Genomic DNA, 22,128 nt, shown 5'->3' with positions numbered 1-22,128 from the left:
CCCGGTAACGCTATCTCACACCTTCGCCGGGATGCGCCGGTGCAGCTCCGCCAGCAGCACCTCCGGGCCGGGCGACATCAAGCCCACATCGACCAGGTACGCCGTGCGGCCCTGCCGCCGGCGGGTGCGCGGCGGCCGGCCGGGGCCGTCGAGCACCTCCACGAAGTCGCCGTCTCGCGGCACGACGATCAGCTCGGTGAACGGGCCGCGATAGCGCAGCGCCACGGTGTCGACGCCGGCCCACGGCAGGTGCACGAGACGGCGGCCGGTGGCGGCGAAGTCGAGCCCGCGCATGGACGTGTGCAGCCGGCCCAGGCGGCGCCACACCAGCAGCATGATCAGGGCCGCGGCGACCACCGGGACGATCAGCGCCAGCTCCAGGTAGACCACGAGGTCGCCGGCCGACGGCGGGTCGCCGAGCGCGAGCCGCAGCAGCACGAACAGGACCAGCGCGCTGACCCAGACGGCCGCGACGACCCAGAGCATCGTGACGAACACCATGGCTCTGGGCTGGAAGAACGTCAGCGTGTCGTCGTCCGGTCCGAGCACTTGGTCGATGTGCGCCACGCTCGAATTATGACCGATTTTTCGCGTTATAGAGGGTGATTATGGAGGGGTGGACGTGAGGCGGGTGTCAGGAACGGACCTCGACGGCGCGGCGCGGGTGCTCGACGAATACCGGCAGCACTACGGGGCCAACCCGGCGCCGGAGGCGGTCGCGGCCTGGCTGCACGAGCAGGCCGAGTCCGGCAGGCTCAAGGTGTGGCTGGCCGGCGACGCGGACGGCGTCTGCACGGTCGCGGTGGTGCCGGCGGCGCTCACCCTGCGCACCGTGTGGCTCATCAGGGATCTGTACGTGCGCCCGGCGGCGCGGCGGCGCGGACTCGCGCGGGCGCTGCTCGCCACCGTCGAGGAACAGGCCCGGGCGAACGGCGCGCACCGGCTCTCCCTGCAGACCGAGACCGCCAACACCCGGGCCCTCGACCTCTACGCCACCAGCGGATTCACCGCGCTCACAGAGGTGACAGTGATGGACGATGTGCTTGGGTGAACCGGTAGAGCCGGTAGATCAGCAGCAGCTCGAACGCCCCCATCAGCAGCGCCGACAGCAGCGTCACCGCGACGATCTGATGCACGAGCGGGCCGACGATGAAGACGAACATCATGAACTCGATGCCGCTGAACAGGTGCGGCCGGATCCGCCGGCCCACGAGCAGGTTGCGGTATTTCCACCACGACGGCGCGACGGTGGCGCCGGCCGGGGCGTCGACCGCCGCGTCCGGCTCCGGCAGCCCGATCTCGGCGCGGACCTTGCCCATCTGCAGCGCGTTCAGGTAACGGAACATGTCCAGGAAGATCACCAGACCGGCCAGCCACACGTACGCGAAGTCGTGCGTCGCCTGGTATTGCCCGCCGAACAGCGCCACCGTGCACGCCAGCACCCGCAGCCGGTCGAGCACGTAGTCGAGCCACGACCCGAACGGCGACGACTCGTCCCGCAACCGCGCGATCTTGCCGTCCATGCAATCCAGGACAAAGCTGAGGTGGAACAGCAGCGCGCCGGCGAGCAGCCATGGATAGCTCGCCCGCCAGAAGCACAGGGCGGAGCCGACGCCCACCACGAAGGCGAGGACGGTGAGCCGATTGGGCGTCACAGACCGGAACGGCGCGACGAGGCGCACCAGCCGCGCGGCGAGCGGGTCGACCAGCAACACGGTCCACCACGCATCCTTGGGCTTGTAGGTGCGCGCCCGGATCTCGTCCAGCGTGTAAAGCGTCATGCCGCCGCCCATCGAGGTGAATTGCGAACTTCGCGGACCTTACTAGAACGTGAACGAACGCGGGAAGACAAAGATCGTTAAATCCACGAGAGGATCCATGGTGGAGGCCATCCACGTCGCCGACGACCTCGAAGCGGTGATTCTGACCGAGGAGCAGATCCTCGCCCGCGTCGCCGCCCTGGCCGCCGAGCTCCACGACCACTACCCCACCACCGTGCCCGTCCTCGTCGGCGTCCTCGGCGGCGCCGCCACGTTCACCGTCGACCTGGCCCGCGCCTACCCCGCCCAGGTCGAGGTCGGCTGGATGGCCGTCAAGTCGTACAGCACCCGCAACCGCGCCTCGGGCTCCGTCCGCCTCCTCAAGGACCTCGACGTCGACATCACCGACCGCGACGTGGTCATCGTCGACGGCGTCATCGACACCGGCCTGACCATGTCCTGGCTCATCGCCAACCTCGCCCAGCGGGCCCCCCGATCCATCGCCGTCTGCGCCCTGCTCCGCAAGCCCGAGACCGCCCGCTTCGCCGACACCCCCACCTACGTGGGCTTCGACATCGGCCCCGGCCTGATCGTCGGTTACGGCCTCGACCACAACGGCCACTACCGCAACCTCCGCTGCGCCGCTGTCCTGGCTCCCCACATCCAGGAGCCGGCCGTACGCAAGACCGCCTGACCCGGGGCCATCGGCTCGCCTGTCCATCACCCCGCACCACCACGCCGTCCACCCCCGCGCCCCGCAAGCCCACCACGACGCATGTCCAGCGGCTCACCGCTTCACCTCGCCCACCCCCAGAGCCGCGACCGCCTCGCCCCGTTCCGCTCCGCCCGAGCCTCGCCCTCCCGTGCCCACGCCTCCTGCCGCCGCCCGCTCCGCCCGAGCCCCGCCCTCCCGTGCCCACGCCTCCTGCCGCCGCCGGAGGCACCCCGCCGCCACCCCGTGAAGCCCTGCCGCCTTCGGGCCTGCACCTCCTACCGTCGGCACCGGAGGCGCCCCCACCCCTCCGGGCCCGCGCGGAAGCCACCCCGCCCCACCCCGTCAGCGCGACGCTGCAGTCCGGCGCGGAGCGCGTACCAAATAAGTGGATTTTGGGTTTGTAAGGCGAAATGGCGGCGGCCCGTGTGGGGCGGAGCGCGGCGCGGCCGACGGGTGCTGCGCCGTGGCCGCAAGTAGGCTTTGCGCATGACTGAGTTCGACGGCCTTCCGCTGCTCCGCTCCCCCGTGGCTATCGCTGCCTTCGAGGGCTGGAACGATGCTGCGGACGCATCGACCGCGGCCGTGGAACACCTCGAGCAGGTGTGGCAGGCCCGCGAGATCACCACCATCGACCCGGAGGACTTCTACGACTTCCAGGTCAGCCGGCCCACCGTCACCATGTCCGACGGCGAGACCCGCAAGATCGAGTGGCCGACGACACGCTTCACCGTGGCCAGCCCGCCCGGCAGCGACCGCGACGTCGTGCTGATCCGCGGCATCGAGCCGAGCATGCGCTGGCGCACGTTCTGCGAGCAGATCCTCGAGGTGTGCCACAGCCTCGAGGTCAACCGCATCGTCCTGCTGGGCGCCCTCCTCGCCGACGTGCCCTACACGAGGCCCCTGCCGATCAGCGGCTCCGCCACCGACAAGAGCGCCGCCGAGAAGTACAAGGTGGTCCCCACCCGGTACGACGGCCCCACCGGCATCGTCGGCGTCCTTCAGGAGGCGGCCGGCCGCGCCGAGCTCGACGCCCTGTCGTTCTGGGTGCACGTGCCGCACTACGCCAACAACCCGCCGTGCCCCAAGGCCACGCTGGCCCTGCTCAGCCGCCTCGAGGACGTGCTCGACCTGCCCGTGCCCATGGCCGACCTCGCCGAGGAGGCCGACGAGTGGGAAAAGCGCGTCCGAGCCGCCGCCGAACAGGACGCCGAGCTCGGCGAATACGTCCGCGAACTGGAGGAGCGCGTCGGCGACGAGGGCATCCAGCCCCTGACCGGCGACGAGATCGCCAGCGAGTTCGAGAAATACCTCCGCCGCCGCGGCGGCTCCGCCGGCCCCACCGCCGGCTCCTGGTAGAACCACCCCGCCCGGCCCCTCTCCGCGAGGCGGCCGGGCGGTTCCCTTTCCGCCCCGCACCACGCCCGTGTGACGGCGGCCCTCTCAGTAGCGCCGTGCGACAGCGCCCCCTCAGCAGCGCAGTGTGACGGCGGCCCTCTCAGTGGCGCAGTGTGAAGGCGGCCCTCTCAATAGCGCAATGTGAAGGCGGCCCTCTCAATAGCGCAATGTGAAGGCGGCCCTCTCGGTAGCGCTGTGCGACGGCGGCCCTCAGCAGTGCCGTGTGACAGCGGCCCCCTCAGCGGCGCCGTGTGACGGATTGTCGCTTCCGCACGGCGGCACTCCTGTCGGCGTGTCGCTGCCGCGTGGCGCTCACCCCGTACGGCATCCTAGGAACCTAGGGTCTAGGAGGGTCGTATGACGATCAACCCCGGCGCGGCCGAGTTCCCCCATCGGCAGATCGCGGCTCAGCTGCGCGAACGCATCCGGCGCGGCGACTGGCAGCCCGGCGAGCGGCTGCCGTCGATCCCCGCCATGGCCGAGATGTTCGGCGTCGCGAAGCAGACCGTGCAGCGCACCGTCGACCAGCTGCGCGTCGAGGGCATCCTCATCACCAAACCCGGATCCGGTACGTACGTCCGCGGCACCCGCCGCCGCCTGAACCGCCTGTCCCGCGGCCGCTACGGCGCCCACCGCGGCTACCACGCCGACCTGGCCGCCCGCTATCGCCAGCAGCTGGTCAGCGTCGGCCGCGAGCCCGCCCCGCCGGAGGTGGCCGACGCTTTCGGCGTGCGCGACGGCACCGAGATGCTGGTGCGCCGCCACATCGTCAAGACCGACGACGCCACCGTCGAGCTAGGAGCCTCCTGGTTCCGGGTGACCGACACGAGCGGCACAACCTTGGAGCGCCCCGAGGCCTTCGGCCGCCCGCTCTACCAGGAGGCCGAGGAGGAGCTCAACAAGCGGTACGCCTCCGCCACCGACACGATCACCGCCCGCCAGCCGAGCCGCGACGAGGCCGAGATCCTCCAGATCCGCCCCGACACGCCGGTGCTGCACCTGCTGCACGTGGCCTTCGACGAGTCCCGCAAGCCCATCGAGGTCGCCCAGGCGACGTGGCCGGGCCCGATGACCACCCTCACCGAGGAATACCGCATTCCCGCGCCGGCACCGGAACCCGACCCCGATCCGGGACTCGCCCTGGCGTAGCCGATGGGGCCTCGCCCTGGAGCAGCCGCTCAGGCCTCGCTCTGCCGTAGCCGCTCCAGCCTCGCCTGGCGCAGCCGATGGGGCCTCGCTCTGGCGTAGCCGCTCCAGCCTCGCCTGGCGCAGCCGATGGGGCCTCGCTCTGGCGTTGACCATCCGGACCCGCCGATCGGTGCCCTGAAGACGGTGTGGGGACTCTGTTTCGATCGCGGACGGAGCGTCACGGAGCGGGCGCTGCCATAGGCGTCGGCGTCTTCTGTCTTGGACGGAGCGGCTTCTGGCCGTCGGTGTTGCGGAGCGTCAGGATCTCGAACGGGGTCGGGGTGAAGACATCCTCGATGCGGCAGCCGAAGACCTCCGCCAAGCCGAAGGCGACGAGCAGACTCGGGTCGAACTTCCCCCGTCTCGATCGAGTTGATGGTCTGACGGGGGACGCCCACCTTTCCGCGAGTGTCTCCTGTGTCCATTTGCGCTCGGCGCGCAGCACACGAAGCCGGTTGCGCTCCAGCCGCATAGTCTGCGCCGCGCACCAGGCGAGCAGACCGAACAAGAGCACCCACGGCCCCCGCAGCGCCGGCACGTCGGCGAAAGCGTCCACAAGGGTGTACGTCAGGGCGGCGCCCATAGTGCACCAGTACGCGGGACAGTGCCTCAGACGCTCGGTGCGGGATGGGCCTCGTCGGAACTCGATCCGGCGCGGGATGGCCCGGAGAGGCGGGGACCTGGATCGGGGCGGCTCTCAGGCACCTCCGAAACGCGAGGTCCCTGAGAGCGGCGACCGCAACGAGAGGACCGCAGAGAGGCGTGGCAGCACAGATGGCCGGCCGCAACCAGAGGGCCCAAGAGAGGCGCTACCGCATGCAGAAGACGCGGAGAAGCGCCGTCAGGACGGAGTGGACCGGAGAGCCGCGGCCGGACGGCGTGAAGACCGGAGGGAGCGCGGCCGGGACGGGGTCGAGCCGAATGGCCCGGGAAAAGCAGCGACCCGGGGTGCCCTCACGGGCGCCCCGGGTCAAAGTCAACGGCGAAGGTTCGCCGGTGAGCCGGTTGGCTGGTGTCAGCCGATGCCGCCGGTCAGGATGCCGAGGCCCTGGTTGCGCTCGCCGTTCGGGCTGAGCAGGTTGAGCAGGCTCACCTGGGTGTACTCGTCGTTGTCCTCCTGGTTCAGGCGGTAGTCCAGGTCGTAGTTCATGGAACGGAAGTCGTAGTCGAAGTCGACGTCGTTGTCGTCGCCGTAGGGGTTGTGGGCAACGGTGGCCGCGTGGCTGTCGTGCGACGGGGCGGCGGAAGCCTGGCCGGCGAACGCGAGGCTCGCACCGGCAGCCAGCAGGAGGCCCGCAACGTACATGACCGGACGACGCATTGGAATTTCCTTTCGGACGGTTGTTTGACCTCCGAAAGTCTTGCCCTTTCGCAGCCGAAATGTGGCTTATTTCGGATAAGTCCGACCAAGCGCGTAGAAAATCCTCAAACCGCCCAGTAACCCAAGATCACGGTTTAAAGTCCTCGCGGGGCGCCCCACGGCCTGACGGGCTCTGAGCGCTCGCGGCCGCAGCCTGGAGGGCTCAGAGCGCCCCAAAACGCGACACGCCGAGAAAATCGGTCTGAGACCCACCCGGAGCAGGACGTCGACAGCCCGATCAGACGCGGCCACCGAGTAGGGCGTCATCGGCGCGACCAGAGACGGCACCGAGCCAAGCGCCCACCACACGGGCGCACCACGGACGCCGAGCACGGCGCCGGCCGGTCGGCCAGAGGCGGACGCCGAGCACGGCGCCGGCCGGTCGGTCAGAGGCGGACGCCGAGCAACGCGTCGACGGTGCGGGACATCAGGGCGGGCGCCTGGTCGTCGTCGCCGGTGGCGGAGAGGGCGGCCTCGGCCCACGCGTCGACGATCGCCAGGGCCGCGGGGGCGTCCAGGTCGTTGGCCAGCGCTTCCCGTACTGCCGCCAGCAGGCCCTCGCCCGACGGGCCCGCCGGAGCCGCCGCGGCCGCGCGCCAGCGGGCCAGGCGGTCCTCGCCGGCCTTGAGGACCTCGTCGGTCCACTCGCGGTCGGTGCGGTAGTGGCCCGACAGCAGGCCCAGGCGGACCGCCATCGGGTCGACGCCGTCGCCTCGGAGGCGGGAGACGAAGACCAGGTTGCCCTTGGACTTCGACATCTTCTCGCCCTCCAGGCCGATCATGCCGGCGTGGACGTAGTGGGACGCGAACGGGGCCTTGCCCGTCAGGGTCTCGGCGTGGGCGGCCGAGCACTCGTGGTGGGGGTAGACCAGGTCGCTGCCGCCGCCCTGGACGTCGATGGTGTCGCCGAGCAGGTTGAGCGCGATGGTGCTGCACTCGATGTGCCAGCCGGGGCGGCCGGGGCCCAGGTCGCCGCCGTCCCAGGCGGGCTCGCCGTCGCGGGCTCCGCGCCACAGCAGCGGGTCGAGCGGGTCGCGCTTGCCGGCGCGGTCGGGGTCGCCGCCGCGCTCGCGGGACAGGACGGTCATCTCGTCGCGGGACAGGCCGGACTCGTAGCCGAAGCGCGGGGCGGCATTGATGTCGAAGTAGACGTCGCCGGTGCCGTCGCCGAGCGTGTAGGCCGCGCCCGAGGCCAGCAGCTCCGCGACGTGCGCGACGATCGACGGGATGGACTCGACGGCGCCCACGTAGTGTGCCGGCGGGATGATGCGCAGGGCCTCCATGTCCTCGCGGAACAGGGCGGTCTCGCGCATGCCCAGCACGATCCAGTCCTCGCCGTCGCGCTCGGCGCGCTCGAGCAGCGGGTCGTCGATGTCGGTCACGTTCTGCACGTAGCGCACGTCGTGGCCGTTGTCGCGCCAGAGCCGGTTGACCAGGTCGAACGTGATCATCGTGGCCGCGTGGCCGAGGTGGGTCGCGTCGTAGGGCGTGATGCCGCAGACGTACATGGTCGCGGCCCGGCCGGTGACCTTCGACGGCTCGATCGAGCCGCGGGCCGTGTCGAACAGGCGCGGCGTCTGCGCCGAGCCGGGCAGGGTCGGCACATCGTGCCCGGTCCAAGCGTCCATGGTTGAGAAGCCTATCCAGCTGGTAGGAACAAACGCGCGCGACCGTGACCTACTACACGGGCGGCCAGGGGATGGCGGGCCAGTCCTGCGGCGGCTGGGGGAAGCGCCCGGCGCGCAGGAGCCGCTTGGCCCGCAGGCGCACGTGCTGCACCTCCGAGATGGTGAGGTGCTCCTCCAGCGCCTCGCCGAGCTCGCCGTCGAGCCGGGCGATCAGCTCGGGCAGCACGGCGACGGCCTCATCGGCCAGCGGCTTGCCCGTCCAGCCCCACAGCACGGTGCGCAGCTTGTTCTCGACGTGGAACGAGACGCCGTGGTCGACGCCGTGCACCGAGCCGGTGGCCGGGTAGAGCACGTGGCCGCCCTTGCGGTCGGCGTTGTTGATCACCGCGTCGAAGACGGCGAGCCGGGCCAGCCGCGGGTCGTCGGCGTGCGCCAACGCGTACGCGTCGCCGTCCTCGTCGCGGGCGTTGGCCACCGCTATCCAGCCCTCGGGCACGTCGTAGGCGGGCACGAAGCCGATCAGCGCCTCGGCCGTCGCGGGCTCGTCGATCCAGAGCTGGAGGGCGCCCGGGCCGAGCGGGCCGTCGCGCAGGATCGTCGGCGGCACCACGTCCCAGCCCGTGGCGCGGGAGACCAGGTAGGCGGAGACCTCGCGGCCGGCGAGCGTGCCGTCGGGGAAGTCCCACAGCGGCTTCTCGCCGCGCACCGGCTTGTAGACGCAGCGCCTGGTCAGCCCGTTGAGCGTGATCTCGGCCCGCAGCGTGGTGTTGGACGCGTCGACGAGCCGGCCCTCGATCTCCATCTCGCCGTGGGCGAGCAGCTCGAGGGCGTCACTCTCGGCGAGCGCCGCCGCGGGCTCCGCCGTCACCGGTGGTAGCCGTTGTGCCGGGGGCAGAGGTGACCGGCGGGGTCGAGCGGCTGGCCGCAGAGCGGGCACGGCGGACGGCCGGCGGCGACGACACGGCGCGCCCGGTCGATGAACGCGCGGGTCGCCTCGGGGGTGAGCCGCACGCGGAGCCGGTCGAGGTCGTCGTCGGGCTCGTCGTCCTCGTCCTCGTCCTCATCGTCCTCGTCGTCGGGGTCGCCGCCGAGCTCGATCTCGACCTCGGCCTCACCCGCCTCGATGGCCTCGATGACCACGGTGCTCGTGTCGACGTCGAAGGCGAGCCCCAGCGTGCCGACGCGGAACTCCTCGTCGACCGGGGTGTCGAGCGGCTCGTTGTCGTGCACGGCGAGCAGGGGCGCCTCGGGCAGCGAGACGCCGAAGCGCTTGTTGGCCTCGACGAGCAGTTCCTCGAGCTTCTCGGCGAGGAGCGAGACCTGGACCTTCTCCAGCGCGACGCTGATCACCCGGCCGCCGCCGCGGGCCTGGAGGAAGAACGTCCGGTCGCCGGGCTCGCCCACCGTCCCGGCCACGAACCGCTCGGGCGGCTCGAAGGAGTGCACCTGGTGGGTCATAGCACCAACCCTATCCACCCTCCCCCGCCCTCGCTCCTCCCGAGGGGCCGGGTTCGCCCACGGCGCAACGCTCACCAGCCAGCGGTGACACGCCCGTCACACTGCGTTCTCACACGCCCGCTCCGGCACCGCCTCCGACGGCCGCGTCCGACTGGGCGGCGGGCTCCTCGGCGTCCGTCGCGGACTTCTGCGGCGGTACGAGGGAAGCGAGGTCGGACGTGTCGTTCACGCGCACCACGAACGGCCGCGTGGGCGTGTAGCGGATAACGCTGACCGACGCCGGGTCGGCCACGATCCGCTGGAACTGGTCGAGATGAAGGCCCAGCGCGTCCGCCACGATGGCCTTGATCACGTCACCGTGGCTGCACGCCAGCCAGAGCGCCTCGGGGCCGTGCTCGGCGGTGATCCGGGCGTCCCAGCGCCGCACCGCCGCGACCGCGCGCGCCGACATCGCCGCCATGGCCTCGCCGTTGGGGAAGACCGCCGCGCTGGGGTGCTGCTGCACCACCGGCCACAGGTCCTCCTTGGCGAGCTCCTTGAGCGGGCGGCCCTCCCAGTCGCCGTAGCCGCACTCGGTCAGGTCCTCGTCGACGACCGGCGTGACGCCGGGCAGGGCGAGCTCGACCGTGCTGCGGCAGCGGATCAGCGGGCTGGTGACCACCGCGGCGAGCGGCAGCGCGCTCAGCCGCTCGCCGGCGCGCCGGGCCTGGCCGCGGCCGGTGTCGTCGAGCTCCACCGGGCGCCGGCCGGCCAGCTCGCCGGTGGCGTTGGCGGTCGTGCGCCCGTGGCGGAGCAGCAGGACGGTGGCCACTACTCGGCCACGCCGGACTCTTCGTACGCCTCGGCGACGATCCGCAGCGTGTCGATGCCGCTCTTGAGGTCGCCCACGTACGGGCTGATCGACAGCGTGCCCACGCCCGCGGCCGCGTACTGCCTGATCCGCTCCTTGACCTGGATCTTGTTGCCGAGGATGGAGGTGCGCTCGATGAACTCCTGCGGCACCGCCTCGGCGGCCTCCGCCTTCTTGCCGCTCAGGTAGAGGTCCTGCACCTTGGCGGCCTCGTCGGCGTAGCCCATGCGCACGGCGAGCTGGTTGTAGAAGTTCTGCTCGCGGCTGCCCATGCCGCCGACGTAGAGCGACGCGTACGGCCGGACGACGTCGGCGCACCAGGCCACGTTGTCGCCGAGGACCACGGGCACGGTCGGCGCCACGTCGAAGCCGGTCAGGCCGAGGCCCTTCTTGGCGCGGCCCCGCTCGATGTGCTGGAGGTACTCCCCGGCGGCGTCGGGCGCGAAGAAGATGGCGAGCCAGCCGTCGGCGATCTCGCCGGCGAGCTCGAGGTTCTTGGGGCCGACGGCGGCCAGGTAGATCGGGATGGCCTCGCGCGGCGGGTGGAAGCCGAGCCGCAGCGCCTTGCCCGGCCCGTCGGGCAGGGGCAGCGTGTAGTGCTCGCCCTGGTACGACACCGGCTGCCGGGCGATCGCCATCTTGACGATCTCGACGTATTCGCGGGTCCGGGCGAGCGGCTTGCCGAACCGCACGCCGTGCCACCCCTCGGACACCTGCGGGCCGGAGACGCCGAGGCCGAGCCGGAAGCGGCCGCCGGAGAGCGTGTCGATGGTGGCGGCGGTCATCGCGGTCATCGCCGGGGTGCGGGCGGGGATCTGCATCACCGCGGCGCCGAGGTCGATCTGCTGGGTCTGACCGGCGATCCACGCGAGCATGCTCACCGTGTCGGATCCGTACGCCTCGGCGGACCAGGCCACGGCGTAGCCGAGCCGGTCTGCCTCCTGCGCCATCGCCAGGTGGTCCTGCGGCGTGGTCCACGCCGCCTGATAGCCGAGGCTCAGTCCGAGACGCACGTGCGCTCCCTCCCGTTTTCGCTGTTCGCAGCCTACTGAAGCACCCTGGGTGATCTCGGTCGGGTAACCGACCCGTTCGACCTGGGCGTCAGCATTTCCCTAGGGAGACTGTCTGAATAAGGTTCACTCATGCAACAGCGACCGCTCGGCCGAAGCGGGCTGGCGGTCTCGCGGCTCGCTCTCGGCACCATGACCTGGGGCCGGGACACCGACCCCGACGACGCGGCCGCGCAGCTCAAGCTCTTTCTCGAGGCCGGCGGCACGCTGCTGGACACCGCCGACGTGTACGGCGACGGCGACGCCGAGGCGGTGATCGGGTCGCTGCTCGACCACCTGGTCCCCCGCGACGAGGTGGTGATCGCCACCAAGGCGGGCCTGACCCCGCGCGGGTTCCGCCGCCGCGACGGCTCGCGCGGCAACCTGTTGCGCTCGCTCGACGCGTCGCTGCGCCGGCTCGGCACCGACTACGTCGACCTGTGGCAGGTGCACGGCTACGACCCGATGACCCCGCTCGAGGAGACACTGTCCGCCCTGGACCACGCGGTCGACAGCGGCCGGGTCCGGTACGTGGGCGTCTCCAACTTCGCGGCGTGGCAGACCGCGCGCGCCGCCACCTGGCAGGCCGCCTATCCCGGGCGCGCGCCGATCGTGGCGTCCCAGATGGAGTATTCGCTGCTGGAGCGCGGCATCGAGCGCGAGCTGCTGCCCGCCGCCGCGGCGCTCGGCTTCGGCGTGCTGGCCTGGTCGCCGCTGGGCCGCGGCGTGCTCACCGGCAAGTACCGCAACGGCCGCCCGCTCGACTCGCGCGCCGCCACCGAGCATCTCGCGCCGTTCGTGCAGACCTATCTCGAGCCGCGCAGCTCCAGCATCGTGCAGGCGGTCGTCACGGCCGCGGCCGGGCTGGGCGTCTCCCCCGTCGAGGTGGCGCTGGCCTGGCTGCGCGACCGGCCGGGCGTGGCCGCGCCGATCCTCGGTGCGCGCACGGCCGGGCAGCTCCAGGGCGCGCTGCTGAGCGAGGAACTGACCCTGCCCGCCGAGATCGCCGTGGCGCTCGACGACGTCTCCGCGATCGACGTGGGCTACCCGGAGCGCGAAGGGGTCGGCTACCCGGACGGCGAGGGCTGACCGGTCGGCGCCCTGCGGCCCCTGCTCAGCGCCGGCACCTATCGGCGCGGCGTCTTCCTGCTGCTCGGGGCGGTCGTCCTGTTGCCGTACGCGCTGCTGACCGGCCTGATCGGGCAGGCGCTCGCCGACCCGGGCGACAACCTGGCCGGCGTGGTGACCACGGCGCTCGTGGCGGTCACCGTCGCCCTCGTGCCGCCCTTCCTCGGCGGCACCCGCCAGCTGGAGATCTCGGCGGTCCGCGCGCTGCTCGGCGTCGACCTGCCCGAGCCGGTGCCGGGCCGGCTCGCTCTCGAGACGCGCCTGCGCGCCGCGGTGTGGTTCGGCCTTCACCTGGTCTCCGGGGCGCTGGTCGCCGCCGCGGTGGGCATCGCGGTGCCGCTCTCGCTGATCACCTTCGCCGAGCGGCTGGGCATCACCGACGGCGCGCTGACCGGCACCGAGGTGGGCCCGCTCGGGCCGGCCGACCGGTGGGGCTGGACGGCGGCCGGCGTCGTGCTGCTGCTCGGCACGGTCTATGCCGTCGCCGGCCTCGGCACGCTCGCCGCCACCATGGCGCCGGTGCTGCTCGGCCCCGCGCCCGCCGAGCGGCTGGCCGCCCTGGAGGCCCGCGAGCGGCGGCTGGCCGAGCGCAACCGGCTCGCCCGCGAGCTGCACGACTCGGTCGGCCACGCGCTGACCGCCGTGACGCTGCAGGCGGGCGCGGCCCGCACGGTCTTCGACCGCGACCCGGAGTTCGCCCGCCGGGCGCTGGGCACGATCGAGGAGCGGGGACGCGACGCGCTGGAGGAGCTGGACGCCGTCCTCGGGGTGCTGCGCGCCGGCGACACGGACGAGCCCCGGCGTCCCGCGCCGACGCTCGCCGACCTCGACCGGCTGCTCACCGGCGACGTGGACGCGACCGTCACCGCCGGGACGCTGCCCGCCCCCGTCTCCCGCGAGGCCTACCGGATCGTGCAGGAGGCCCTCACGAACGCCGCCAAGCACGGGACCGGCCGCGCGACGTTGCGCATCACGGCCGGCGACGAGGTGGTCATCGAGGTGCGCAACGCCGTGGGCGACGAGGCTGCCGCGACGGGCGGCCGGGGCCTCGACGGGATGCGCGAGCGCGTGCGGCTGCTCGGCGGGGAGCTGACCGCCGGGCCGCGCGACGGGACGTGGCAGGTCGTGGCGCGCCTGCCCCTGCCGGGAGGACGCCATGACTGACGAGCCGCTGCGCGTGCTGATCGTGGACGACGACGAGCTGGTGCGTGCCGGCCTGCGCGCGATCCTGGGCGCCGAGGACGGCCTGACGGTGGTGGGTGAGGCCGGCGACGGCGCCGAGGTGGTCCCGCTGGCGGTGCGGTCGCGGCCGCACGTGGTCCTGATGGACGTGCGCATGCCACGCCTCGACGGCATCCAGGCGACCCGGCTGCTGCGCGAGCGCGACCTCGACCCCCAGCCGCGCGTGCTCGTGGTGACGACCTTCGAGAACGACGAGTACGTGTACGAGGCGCTGCGCGCGGGCGCCGACGGTTTCCTGCTCAAGCGCTCGCGGCCCGCCCAGATAGCCGAGGCGGTGCGGGTGGTGGCCCGCGGCGACTCGCTGCTGTTCCCCTCGGCGGTGCGCCGGCTCGCCGCGGCCTACCAGCCGGCGCGCGCCGCGGGGCTGCCCGGCGCCCGGCTCACCGAGCGGGAGGCCGAGGTGCTGGCGCTGATGGCTGAGGGCCTGTCCAACGCCGAGATCGCCGGGCGGTTGTTCCTCGGCGTCGAGACGGTCAAGACGCACGTCGGAAGCCTGCTCGGCAAGCTCGGGGTGCGCGATCGCACGCAGGCGGTCGTCGTCGCGTACCGCTCGGGGTTCATCCCTCTCTAGGGGGAGGCGCCTCACCCGCCGCAGGGATCCGCCGGGCTCGCGCGACGGCGATCGTCGAGGCATGACGAACGCAGCTCAGAAAGTGGCGGCCGGATGGGCCGCCCTGTACGGCACGGTCGCGCTGGTCTGGACGCTCACCGGCCGCGGCTTCCCCTTCGGCCCGGGCCATCAGGACGAGCAGACCGCCGTGCTGGCGCGGCTCGGCCCGGACACCGGCGCTCCGCTGTTCGCCGCCCTGCTGCTGACCGGCGCGGTCGCCCTGCTGATCATGGCCGACACGTCCCGGCCGCCGCGCTGGGCACGGTTCGCGCTGCTCGGCTACGTGTGGCTGCTCGTGGCGGGCCTGCTGGTCGTCGTGCCAGACATGCGGCTCCTGGTGCTCACCGGCTATGCGCCCATCCTGATCATCGGGTTCCCGTTCGGCTTCCCGCCGGTCGACTACTCCGAGATCTTCACCTGGACGCTGGCCAACCAGGTGTTCGCGGTCGCCGGCGGGCTGCTGCTGGCCCGGGCCGCGCTGCGCTGGCAGTTCCGCACCGCGGGGGCGTGCGAGGACTGCGGCCGGCGCCCGGGCGGCGCGAGCTGGACGTCGGCGGAGTCGGCGGCGCGCTGGGGCCGGTGGGCCACGTACATCGCCGCGGCGATCCCGCTCTTCTACGCCGTCGTGCGGCTCGCCTGGGCGGCCGGCATCCCGCTCGGCATCTCCCCGGACTTCCTCGACGAGATGCGCGAGAACGGGGCGGTCTGGGGCGCGCTCGGCCTGGGCGGCTTCGCGGCCGCCGGCGCGATCCTCACGCTGGGCCTCACCCAGCGGTGGGGCGAGGTGTTCCCGCGCTGGATGGTCGGCCTGGCCGGCCGGCGGGTGCCGATCAGGATGGCCACCGTGCCGGCGACCCTGGTGTCGATCTTTGTGATGTCGGCCTCGGTGGCGTTCTTCGCCGACCCGGAGGGGCTGGAGATGATCACCGGCAACGGCCTGGCGGCCGCCCCCATGGCGACCTGGCCGTTCTGGAGCCTGGCGCTGGGCGCCGCGACGCTCGGATATCACCTGCGGCGCCGCCCGGCCTGCCAGGAATGCCGGGCTCCGGGGCTGGTGCCCGCGCGGGCGGCGGGAGCATATTAGATCGCATGGACTACGAATACGCGCCGCTGCGGTTGCCATCAAATGTCGACAGGTTGACCGCGGCGGCGCAGCTCGCCATTCAGGCGGAGTTCTCGGGATGGGAGCTGGCCCGCGTCCAGCTCTTCCGGGACGGCACCCGCAAGGTGATGCTCCGCCGCCGTGTGCAGCCCACCCCGCAGCCGGGGCTGAGCTACTGAGAAGGGCCCGTCCGCTCGCGGACGGGCCCTTCTCAGTAGGACAACTTCAGTGGTGGTGGTGACCGGCGTGGTCCTCTTCCTCGTCCGGCAGGTAAGGGTGCTCGTCGAGGCGGCCCACCAGCAGGTCACCGGGCTTCGGGGCGAACGGGCCGTCGCCGTCGGAGTCCTCGAACGCCTCCAGGTCGAGCGGCTCGGAGATCTCGCTCACGGTCAGCAGGCCGTCGAGCGGCTCCAGCTCGGGCACGTCCAGCGACGACAGCGACCCGTCGCCCGCCTGGAGCAGCTCGAGCACGGCCTCGCCGACCGTCTCGACAGCGCCCGGGTCCTCGTCCTCGGGCACCGCGCTGCGCCGGGCCACCTCGGCGCGCCGCAGCAGCGCCGAGATGCTCGGCACGCGGTAGTCGCGGCGCTGGCGCACGGAGATGACCTGCGGGTACGGGTCGGTGGACTCGGCCGGGTCGAAGCCGTCGACGCCGAGGCCGAAGCGCTGGTCGGCCTCGTCCGGGTCGATCGACTCGACGTCCCAGGGCGTCACCTCGCCGTACGCCTCGAGCATCTTCTCGTCGTACGCGAAGGAGGTGTTGTTGAGGTTGACGTACGCCTGCCAGACGTCGTCGTCGTCCATGCGGCCCTCGGCCGCCTTGACCGCCGCGAGGTGCGCCCGGGCGGCCTCCACGACGCGCTCGAGGGCAGCGTCGAGCTCCGCGTTCTGGTCGGTCATGTGAGGTGGGTCCTTCCCGGGTCAGCTGTTTCGGAGGAGTCGGTCGAGCACACGCACGCCGAACTCTAGTCCCTCGACCGGGACCCGCTCGTCAATGCCGTGGAACAAGGAGCTGAAGGCCAGGTCAGCGGGGAGCTTCAGCGGGGCGAAGCCGAAGCAGCGGATGCCGAGGGTGGAGAACGCCTTGGCGTCGGTGCCGCCGGACATCATGTACGGGATCGTGCGCGCCCCCGGGTCCTCGGCCCGCAGCGCCTCGCCCATCGCGTCGACGAGCTCGCCGTCGAACTCGGTCTCGACCGCCGTCTGCTGCGAGACGTGCTCGATCTCGACGCCGGGGCCGATCAGCTCGCGCAGCTCGGCCAGGAAGCTGTCGGCGTGCCCGGGCAGGGTGCGGCAGTCGATGGTGGCCGACGCCCGGCCGGGGATCACGTTGTCCTTGTAGCCCGCCTCCAGGCGCGTCGGGTTGGCCGTGTTGCGCACCGTCGCCCCGATGATCCTGGCGATCGGGCCGAGCTTGGCGATGGTCAGCTCGGGCTTCTCCGGGTCGAGGTCGATCTGCAGCGCGTCGCTGACCTGCTCGAGGAAGGTGCGCACGGTCGGGGTGAGCTCGACCGGGAAGCGGTGCCGGCCGACCCGCGCGACCGCCTCGGCCAGGGTGGTGATGGCGTTGTCGTCGTGCACGAAGGAGCCGTGCCCCGGCCGCCCGGTGGCGTGCAGGCGCAGCCAGTCGAGGCCCTTCTCGGCGGTCTGCACGAGATAGAGGCGCAGGTCGTCGTTGACGGTGAACGAGTAGCCGCCGACCTCGCCGACCGCCTCGGTGACGCCCTCGAACGCGTCGCGGTGGTTCTGCACGAGCCACTGCGAGCCGTACTCCATGCCGGCTTCCTCGTCGGCCGTGTACATCAGCACGATGTCGCGCGGCGGCACGTAGCCGGTGCGCTGCCACTCGCGGACCACCGCGAGCATCATCGCGTCGAAGTCCTTCATGTCGATCGCGCCGCGGCCCCACAGGTAGCCGTCCTTCTCCTCGCCGGAGAACGGGTCGACCGACCACTCGCTCGCGTCGGCGGGAACGACGTCGAGGTGCCCGTGCAGCATCAGCGCACCGCGGCTGCGGTCGGCGCCCGGGATGCGGGCGAACAGGTTGGCCCGGCGCGGGGCGGACTCGTGGATCTCGGCCTCGATGCCCACCTCGCCGAGCTTCTCGGCGACGTACTCGGCGGCGACGCGCTCGCCGACGGTGGTACGCGGGTCGCCGGTGTTCGTGGTGTCGATGCGCAGCAGGTCACGGCAGATGCCGCTGACCTCCTCGACGGCGGTGGTCTTCATCCGCTATTCCTACCAGCCGTTTGTTACCACGGCCCGTGGGGGTTTGTGTGCCGCGCCACTTCGGGTATAGGGCGCGCCGTGACATCGCTGAATCTTCCCCCGCTTCCGCCGGTGGGTGGCGAGACCACCGGCCGCAACGTCGTCGACATCGTCGCGCAGCAGCACCGCGAGCTGCTGAGACTCTGCGACCGCATGCTGGCACACCCGGGCGACCGCAAGATCACGGACGTGGTGATCGCCACGCTGTCGCGGCACCTGAGCTGCGAGGAGCAGTATCTCTACCCCGCGATCCGCAAGGCCGTGCCCGGCGGCGAGGAGCTCGCCGACCGCGAGCTGGCCGAGGACCAGGCGCTGCTGGTGACGCTGCAACAATTGCAACGATCGCGCAGCGCCGAGCACGCCGCCGACGTCGCCGCCGCGGTGCGCCGGCATGTCGACGCGGACGCCGAGGAGCTTCTTCCGGTGCTCGTGCAGATGGTGCCGGTCGAGGACCTGATCCGGGTCGGCAACCGGTTCGAGACGGCCGCCGAGGCCGCGCCGACCCGCCCGCATCCGGCCACGCCGTCGACCCCGCCGTGGAACAAGGTGGTCGATCCGGCCGTCGCCGTGGTGGACAAATTGCGCGATGTCGTCACTCGCCGCACCACGTACTCCAAGGATTTGTAGGGAAAACGCCGGATTCGTTAACCCATTTGTCACAAGTGGGGGATCTTTCAGCGGCTCATAGGGCTAGCCATCGATGTCTCTGTGGCCCTAACGTCACGCTATGAACCTGGAGCTGCGGCATCTCAAGGTGGTCTGCGCCATCGCGGAGACCGGCAGCGTGACCAAGGCGGCATCGCAACTGGGCCTGGCCCAGCCCGCGCTGACCGCGCAGCTGCAGCGCATCGAACGAACCCTCGGCGGCCCGCTCTTCGAGCGCGACCGCCGGGGCGCGCGCCCCACCGCGCTCGGCGAACTGGTCCTCGCCCGCGCACGAGTGCTCCTGCCGGCCATGAAGGGCCTGCAGGACGAGGCGGCCCGGCTGGCCGGCGCGACCGGCGACGGCCGGATGAGCCGCTACCGGTTCGGGGCGATCGGCGGCCCGATCCTGGGCGGCATGGTCCACCGGCTCTCCATGGCGGAGCCGGAGGCCCAGATCACCACGTACGCGTCCTACTACGTCGACGAGCTGGCCAACATGGTGATCGCCGGCAAGCTCGACTACTGCCAGGTCGGCGTCTGCGGCGACGCGATCCCGTCGGCCGACTACGGCCTGGTCTGGCAGACGATCGCGGTGGACGCGGTCTGCGTGCTGATGCCCGAGGACCACCCCAACGCCAAGGGCACCGACGTCGACCTCGCCGAGCTCGCGAACGAGCAGTGGGTCGCGGGCACCGGCGACGGCTGCTTCGGCGACTGCTTCGCGGCGGCGTGCGCGCGGGCGGGCTTCACCCCGCGCCGGGTGCTCGAGAGCGACATCCGCGGCTGCGTCGACATGGTCGAGGCGGGCTCGGCGCTCGGGCTGTGCCAGCCGACGTTCCGGGCGCCCGCCGGGCTCGCGCACCGGCCGCTGCGCGGGGCCCCGCTGCGCTGGCGGTACGTGATCGGCTGGCATCCCGACTCGCCGGCGGCGCTCAGCGCGCCCAAGCTGATCGAGATGGCCCAGGACGCGTACGTCGAGGTGGCCGCGCGCAACCCCGCCTACCTGGACTGGCGGACGGACTATCCCCATCTCGGCGTCTTCGACGGCCTCGCGCAGCTCGGCGGCAGATGACAACGGCCCGGCCTCTGGTGAGGCCGGGCCGTTACCGTCAAGCGATCAGGCGTTCGCGGGCGCCGGAGCCGAGAAGGTCAGCTTCCCGTCGGCGGCGTCCACCTCGACCGTCTGGCCGGGCGCCAGGTCGGCGCCGAGCAGCATCCTGGACAGCCGGTTGTCCAGCTCGCGCTGGATGACCCGGCGCAGCGGGCGGGCGCCGAACTCGGGCTGGAAGCCCTTGTCCGCCAGCCAGTCGATCGCCGCGGTGGTGATCTCCAGGCCGATGTCCTGCGCGTGCAGGCGGCGCCGCGTCTCGTCGAGCATCAGCTCGGTGATCTGGCGGACCTGCTCCTGCTCGAGCTGCCGGAAGATGATGATCTCATCGATCCGGTTGATGAACTCGGGCCGCAGCTGCTCCTTGAGCCGCCGGTCGAGCCGGTCGCGCAGCTCCTCGTCGGCCGCGCCCGGGTCGCCCGCGCCGAAGCCGACGCTGCGCCGGGTGCCGCTGATGATGTCGGAGCCGAGGTTGCTCGTCATGATCAGCACGGTGTTCTTGAAGCTCACCGTGCGGCCCTGGCTGTCGGTCAGCCGGCCGTCGTCGAGCACCTGGAGCAGGATGTTGAAGACGTCGGGGTGGGCCTTCTCGATCTCGTCCAGCAGCACGACGCTGTACGGGCGGCGGCGGACCGCCTCGGTCAGCTGGCCGGCCTCGTCGTAGCCGACGTAGCCGGGAGGGGCGCCGACCAGGCGCGACACCGTGTGCCGCTCCTGGAACTCGCTCATGTCGAGCCGGATCATCCGGTCGGACTCGCCGAACAGCGCCTCGGCCAGCGAGCGGGCCAGCTCGGTCTTGCCGACACCGGTCGGGCCCAGGAACAGGAAGCTGCCCACCGGGCGGTCCGGGTCACCGAGTCCGGCGCGCGAGCGGCGGACCGCCTCGGCGACGGCCGCGACCGCGTCGTCCTGGCCGACGACCCGCTCGTGCAGGTGTCCCTCGAGGCGCAGCAGGCGCTCCTTCTCCTCCTCGGTCAGCTGCGAGACCGGGATGCCGGTGGCCCGCGACACCACGTCGGCGATGTCGGCGTCGGTCACCTGCGGCACGCCGTCCGCGGAGACCCCGGCCGTGGCGATCTGCTCCTTGAGGGAGTTGATCTCGTCGCGCAGCTGGGACGCCTTCTCGTAGTTCTCCGCCGCCACCGCCTGGTCACGGTCGCGGGAGAGCTGCTCGAGGCGGCGCTCCTTCTCCCGCACGTCGGCGTCGGGGGTCTTGACCCGCAGCCGCACGCGCGCGCCGGCCTGGTCGATCAGGTCGATCGCCTTGTCCGGCAGGAACCGGTCGGTGATGTAGCGGTCGGACAGCTCCGCCGCGGCCTGCAGGGCCTCGTCGGTGATCCGCACCTGGTGGTGCGCCTCGTAGTTGTCGCGCAGGCCGCGCAGGATCGAGACGGTGTCCTCGACGCTCGGCTCGCCCACCAGCACCGGCTGGAAGCGCCGCGCGAGGGCCGCGTCCTTCTCGATGTACTTGCGGTACTCGTCGAGCGTGGTCGCGCCCACCACCCGCAGCTGGCCGCGGGCCAGGGCCGGCTTGAGCATGTTGGAGGCGTCCATGCCGCCGCCGTCGCCACCGCCGCCACCGGCGCCGACCAGCGTGTGGATCTCGTCGAGGAAGACGATCAGCTGGTCGCCGGAGTCGCGGATCTCGTCGATGACCTTGCGCAGGCGCTCCTCGAAGTCGCCGCGGTAGCGGGTGCCCGCCACCAGGCCGGCCAGGTCGAGCTGGATGACCCGCTTGTTCTCCAGGGTCAGCGGCACGTCGCCGTCCACGATGCGCTGGGCCAGGCCCTCCACGATCGCGGTCTTGCCGACGCCGGCCTCACCGATGAGCACGGGGTTGTTCTTGGTGCGCCGCGACAGGATCTCGACGGCCTGCTCGATCTCGCTGGCGCGGCCGATGACCGGGTCGATCTCGCCGCGCCGGGCCAGCTCGGTCAGGTCGACGCCGAACTGCTCGAGCGTGGGGGTGTTCGCGTTGCCGCCGCTGCCGCCGCGCTGCGTGCTCGCGCGCGGGGTGCCCTGGGGCTGCTCGGCGGACTGCTGGAGCGCCTGCGGGTCGAGCTTGCCGCCCAGCAGCCGGCCGGCCGCCGAGTCGGGGTTGAGGCCCAGCGCCATCAGGATGTGCTCGGGACCGACGTAGGAGGAGCCGAGCGCGCGCGAGATCTGGAGGCTGTCGAGCAGCGCCCGCTTCGCGGCGGGGGTCAGCTGGACCTGCGTGGGCAGCTCCTCGCTCACCCCGGCCGGGCGGCCCAGCGCGGAGAGCAGCGCCTCGGGGTCGGCGCCGGCGCGGCGCACGGTCTGCTTCATCGGCTCGAGCTGCAGGGTCGCCCAGAGCAGGTGATCCGTGTCGAGATCGGCGATCGTGCGGTCCGGGTCGGCCAGCTCGGCCGCGCGGCGGGCCGCCGCGGAGAGAACCTCACGGGCGTCGCCGCTCATGTACTTGGTGATGTCGATGCGCTGCGAACGGCGCGGGTCCGCCGCGCCGAAGAAGCGCGCGAAGAAGTCGTCCCACTGGCCGGGCCCACCCGGTCCGATCGGTCCGATGCTCATACGTCTTCTCTCTTCTCCGTAGCCGTTGTGCCGGGGGCCCTTACCCACCTTGCACGACCCCTATCAGCGCCG

The 22,128-nt window shown here is 72.1% G+C and carries 23 protein-coding genes; 11 read left to right on the top strand and 12 right to left on the bottom strand.

Annotated features, from left to right (window positions below; translation table 11 throughout):
• Positions 1 to 15: 15 nt before the first annotated feature.
• Entirely contained in the window at positions 16 to 567 is a 552-nt protein-coding gene (locus tag Ade02nite_RS18850; protein ID WP_203764903.1) for a hypothetical protein, read from the bottom strand.
• Between the two features lie 64 nt (positions 568 to 631).
• Here Ade02nite_RS18850 and Ade02nite_RS18845 point away from each other — a divergent pair, with 64 nt between their 5' ends.
• Positions 632 to 1,051, top strand: coding sequence for a GNAT family N-acetyltransferase (locus Ade02nite_RS18845; RefSeq protein ID WP_203764900.1), 420 nt, complete (start codon positions 632 to 634; stop codon positions 1,049 to 1,051).
• Here the strand turns inward: Ade02nite_RS18845 and Ade02nite_RS18840 are convergent.
• Positions 1,014 to 1,781: a CDP-alcohol phosphatidyltransferase family protein gene (locus Ade02nite_RS18840; RefSeq protein WP_203764897.1), complete on the bottom strand. Its 768-nt coding sequence runs from the start codon at positions 1,779 to 1,781 to the stop codon at positions 1,014 to 1,016. The genes Ade02nite_RS18845 and Ade02nite_RS18840 overlap by 38 nt on opposite strands.
• Before the next feature lie 97 nt (positions 1,782 to 1,878).
• Here Ade02nite_RS18840 and hpt point away from each other — a divergent pair, with 97 nt between their 5' ends.
• The 3 genes from hpt to Ade02nite_RS18825 all read left to right on the top strand — a co-directional run bounded on the left by hpt (position 1,879) and on the right by Ade02nite_RS18825 (position 5,019).
• Positions 1,879 to 2,454, top strand: a complete 576-nt coding sequence (hpt, locus tag Ade02nite_RS18835) for a hypoxanthine phosphoribosyltransferase (RefSeq protein WP_239168870.1) — start codon at positions 1,879 to 1,881, stop codon at positions 2,452 to 2,454.
• A 507-nt stretch (positions 2,455 to 2,961) separates the two neighbouring features.
• Positions 2,962 to 3,831 carry a PAC2 family protein gene (locus Ade02nite_RS18830; protein WP_203764894.1) on the top strand — a complete coding sequence of 290 codons (870 nt, stop codon included), beginning with the start codon at positions 2,962 to 2,964 and terminating at the stop codon, positions 3,829 to 3,831.
• Between the two features lie 396 nt (positions 3,832 to 4,227).
• Positions 4,228 to 5,019: a GntR family transcriptional regulator gene (locus Ade02nite_RS18825; RefSeq protein ID WP_203764891.1), complete on the top strand. Its 792-nt coding sequence runs from the start codon at positions 4,228 to 4,230 to the stop codon at positions 5,017 to 5,019.
• Positions 5,020 to 5,236: 217 nt separating this feature from the next.
• Here Ade02nite_RS18825 and Ade02nite_RS18820 read toward each other — a convergent pair whose 3' ends face one another.
• The 7 genes from Ade02nite_RS18820 to Ade02nite_RS18790 form a co-directional block, all read right to left on the bottom strand.
• Complete coding sequence (locus Ade02nite_RS18820) at positions 5,237 to 5,641, bottom strand: helix-turn-helix transcriptional regulator (protein WP_203764878.1); 405 nt, start codon at positions 5,639 to 5,641, stop codon at positions 5,237 to 5,239.
• Positions 5,642 to 6,073: 432 nt separating this feature from the next.
• Entirely contained in the window at positions 6,074 to 6,379 is a 306-nt protein-coding gene (locus tag Ade02nite_RS18815) for a hypothetical protein (RefSeq protein WP_203764876.1), read from the bottom strand.
• A 425-nt stretch (positions 6,380 to 6,804) separates the two neighbouring features.
• A complete protein-coding gene (gene mshC / locus Ade02nite_RS18810) occupies positions 6,805 to 8,046 on the bottom strand; it encodes a cysteine--1-D-myo-inosityl 2-amino-2-deoxy-alpha-D-glucopyranoside ligase (RefSeq protein ID WP_203764873.1) in 1,242 nt (413 codons plus the stop codon).
• Between the two features lie 52 nt (positions 8,047 to 8,098).
• The gene (locus tag Ade02nite_RS18805; protein ID WP_379036344.1) at positions 8,099 to 8,914 is read right to left on the bottom strand and encodes an SCO1664 family protein; all 816 of its coding nucleotides are present in this window, start codon (positions 8,912 to 8,914) and stop codon (positions 8,099 to 8,101) included.
• Positions 8,911 to 9,504, bottom strand: coding sequence for a DUF3090 domain-containing protein (locus Ade02nite_RS18800; RefSeq protein ID WP_203764870.1), 594 nt, complete (start codon positions 9,502 to 9,504; stop codon positions 8,911 to 8,913). The genes Ade02nite_RS18805 and Ade02nite_RS18800 overlap by 4 nt, the downstream gene beginning before the upstream one ends.
• A 109-nt stretch (positions 9,505 to 9,613) precedes the next feature.
• The gene (locus Ade02nite_RS18795) at positions 9,614 to 10,315 is read right to left on the bottom strand and encodes a histidine phosphatase family protein (protein WP_203764862.1); all 702 of its coding nucleotides are present in this window, start codon (positions 10,313 to 10,315) and stop codon (positions 9,614 to 9,616) included.
• Positions 10,315 to 11,367 carry an LLM class F420-dependent oxidoreductase gene (locus tag Ade02nite_RS18790; RefSeq protein WP_203764859.1) on the bottom strand — a complete coding sequence of 351 codons (1,053 nt, stop codon included), beginning with the start codon at positions 11,365 to 11,367 and terminating at the stop codon, positions 10,315 to 10,317. The genes Ade02nite_RS18795 and Ade02nite_RS18790 overlap by 1 nt, the downstream gene beginning before the upstream one ends.
• 129 nt (positions 11,368 to 11,496) lie before the next feature.
• Here Ade02nite_RS18790 and Ade02nite_RS18785 point away from each other — a divergent pair, with 129 nt between their 5' ends.
• From Ade02nite_RS18785 to Ade02nite_RS18765, 5 genes are all read left to right on the top strand, one after another.
• A complete protein-coding gene (locus tag Ade02nite_RS18785; protein WP_203764845.1) occupies positions 11,497 to 12,492 on the top strand; it encodes an aldo/keto reductase in 996 nt (331 codons plus the stop codon).
• 81 nt (positions 12,493 to 12,573) lie between these two features.
• Positions 12,574 to 13,695: a sensor histidine kinase gene (locus Ade02nite_RS18780; RefSeq protein WP_239168869.1), complete on the top strand. Its 1,122-nt coding sequence runs from the start codon at positions 12,574 to 12,576 to the stop codon at positions 13,693 to 13,695.
• Entirely contained in the window at positions 13,688 to 14,344 is a 657-nt protein-coding gene (locus tag Ade02nite_RS18775) for a response regulator transcription factor (protein ID WP_203764833.1), read from the top strand. The genes Ade02nite_RS18780 and Ade02nite_RS18775 overlap by 8 nt, the downstream gene beginning before the upstream one ends.
• Before the next feature lie 61 nt (positions 14,345 to 14,405).
• Complete coding sequence (locus tag Ade02nite_RS18770) at positions 14,406 to 15,467, top strand: hypothetical protein (protein WP_203764831.1); 1,062 nt, start codon at positions 14,406 to 14,408, stop codon at positions 15,465 to 15,467.
• A gap of 5 nt (positions 15,468 to 15,472) precedes the next feature.
• Positions 15,473 to 15,664, top strand: a complete 192-nt coding sequence (locus Ade02nite_RS18765) for a DUF5703 family protein (protein WP_203764829.1) — start codon at positions 15,473 to 15,475, stop codon at positions 15,662 to 15,664.
• 46 nt (positions 15,665 to 15,710) lie between these two features.
• Here Ade02nite_RS18765 and Ade02nite_RS18760 read toward each other — a convergent pair whose 3' ends face one another.
• Both Ade02nite_RS18760 and Ade02nite_RS18755 read right to left on the bottom strand, forming a co-directional pair.
• Entirely contained in the window at positions 15,711 to 16,385 is a 675-nt protein-coding gene (locus Ade02nite_RS18760; RefSeq protein ID WP_203764827.1) for a hypothetical protein, read from the bottom strand.
• A gap of 21 nt (positions 16,386 to 16,406) precedes the next feature.
• Complete coding sequence (locus tag Ade02nite_RS18755) at positions 16,407 to 17,714, bottom strand: M20/M25/M40 family metallo-hydrolase (protein WP_203764825.1); 1,308 nt, start codon at positions 17,712 to 17,714, stop codon at positions 16,407 to 16,409.
• Between the two features lie 78 nt (positions 17,715 to 17,792).
• Between Ade02nite_RS18755 and Ade02nite_RS18750 the strand changes: the two genes are divergently transcribed.
• Together Ade02nite_RS18750 and Ade02nite_RS18745 are read left to right on the top strand one after the other, a co-directional pair.
• Positions 17,793 to 18,380: a hemerythrin domain-containing protein gene (locus tag Ade02nite_RS18750; protein ID WP_307871220.1), complete on the top strand. Its 588-nt coding sequence runs from the start codon at positions 17,793 to 17,795 to the stop codon at positions 18,378 to 18,380.
• A gap of 100 nt (positions 18,381 to 18,480) precedes the next feature.
• Positions 18,481 to 19,470, top strand: coding sequence for a LysR family transcriptional regulator (locus Ade02nite_RS18745; RefSeq protein ID WP_203764823.1), 990 nt, complete (start codon positions 18,481 to 18,483; stop codon positions 19,468 to 19,470).
• Between the two features lie 45 nt (positions 19,471 to 19,515).
• Here the strand turns inward: Ade02nite_RS18745 and Ade02nite_RS18740 are convergent, their stop codons facing one another.
• The gene (locus Ade02nite_RS18740; protein WP_203764820.1) at positions 19,516 to 22,056 is read right to left on the bottom strand and encodes an ATP-dependent Clp protease ATP-binding subunit; all 2,541 of its coding nucleotides are present in this window, start codon (positions 22,054 to 22,056) and stop codon (positions 19,516 to 19,518) included.
• Between the last annotated feature and the right edge of the window lie 72 nt (positions 22,057 to 22,128).

It is taken from the genome of Paractinoplanes deccanensis, assembly GCF_016862115.1.
Classification (GTDB): domain Bacteria; phylum Actinomycetota; class Actinomycetes; order Mycobacteriales; family Micromonosporaceae; genus Actinoplanes; species Actinoplanes deccanensis.
The sequence above is the reverse complement of the archived record's forward strand: the minus strand, read 5'-3'. Positions and strand labels throughout refer to the sequence as shown.

Coding starts and splice junctions, on each gene's coding strand:
- Ade02nite_RS18840 (WP_203764897.1), bottom strand. CDS start 1,781: ATGACGCTTTACACGCTGGACGAGATCCGGGCGCGCACCTACAAGCCC.
- hpt (WP_239168870.1), top strand. CDS start 1,879: ATGGTGGAGGCCATCCACGTCGCCGACGACCTCGAAGCGGTGATTCTG.
- Ade02nite_RS18830 (WP_203764894.1), top strand. CDS start 2,962: ATGACTGAGTTCGACGGCCTTCCGCTGCTCCGCTCCCCCGTGGCTATC.
- Ade02nite_RS18825 (WP_203764891.1), top strand. CDS start 4,228: ATGACGATCAACCCCGGCGCGGCCGAGTTCCCCCATCGGCAGATCGCG.
- Ade02nite_RS18820 (WP_203764878.1), bottom strand. CDS start 5,641: ATGGGCGCCGCCCTGACGTACACCCTTGTGGACGCTTTCGCCGACGTG.
- Ade02nite_RS18815 (WP_203764876.1), bottom strand. CDS start 6,379: ATGCGTCGTCCGGTCATGTACGTTGCGGGCCTCCTGCTGGCTGCCGGT.
- mshC (WP_203764873.1), bottom strand. CDS start 8,046: ATGGACGCTTGGACCGGGCACGATGTGCCGACCCTGCCCGGCTCGGCG.
- Ade02nite_RS18800 (WP_203764870.1), bottom strand. CDS start 9,504: ATGACCCACCAGGTGCACTCCTTCGAGCCGCCCGAGCGGTTCGTGGCC.
- Ade02nite_RS18785 (WP_203764845.1), top strand. CDS start 11,497: ATGCAACAGCGACCGCTCGGCCGAAGCGGGCTGGCGGTCTCGCGGCTC.
- Ade02nite_RS18775 (WP_203764833.1), top strand. CDS start 13,688: ATGACTGACGAGCCGCTGCGCGTGCTGATCGTGGACGACGACGAGCTG.
- Ade02nite_RS18770 (WP_203764831.1), top strand. CDS start 14,406: ATGACGAACGCAGCTCAGAAAGTGGCGGCCGGATGGGCCGCCCTGTAC.
- Ade02nite_RS18765 (WP_203764829.1), top strand. CDS start 15,473: ATGGACTACGAATACGCGCCGCTGCGGTTGCCATCAAATGTCGACAGG.
- Ade02nite_RS18760 (WP_203764827.1), bottom strand. CDS start 16,385: ATGACCGACCAGAACGCGGAGCTCGACGCTGCCCTCGAGCGCGTCGTG.
- Ade02nite_RS18755 (WP_203764825.1), bottom strand. CDS start 17,714: ATGAAGACCACCGCCGTCGAGGAGGTCAGCGGCATCTGCCGTGACCTG.
- Ade02nite_RS18745 (WP_203764823.1), top strand. CDS start 18,481: ATGAACCTGGAGCTGCGGCATCTCAAGGTGGTCTGCGCCATCGCGGAG.
- Ade02nite_RS18740 (WP_203764820.1), bottom strand. CDS start 22,056: ATGAGCATCGGACCGATCGGACCGGGTGGGCCCGGCCAGTGGGACGAC.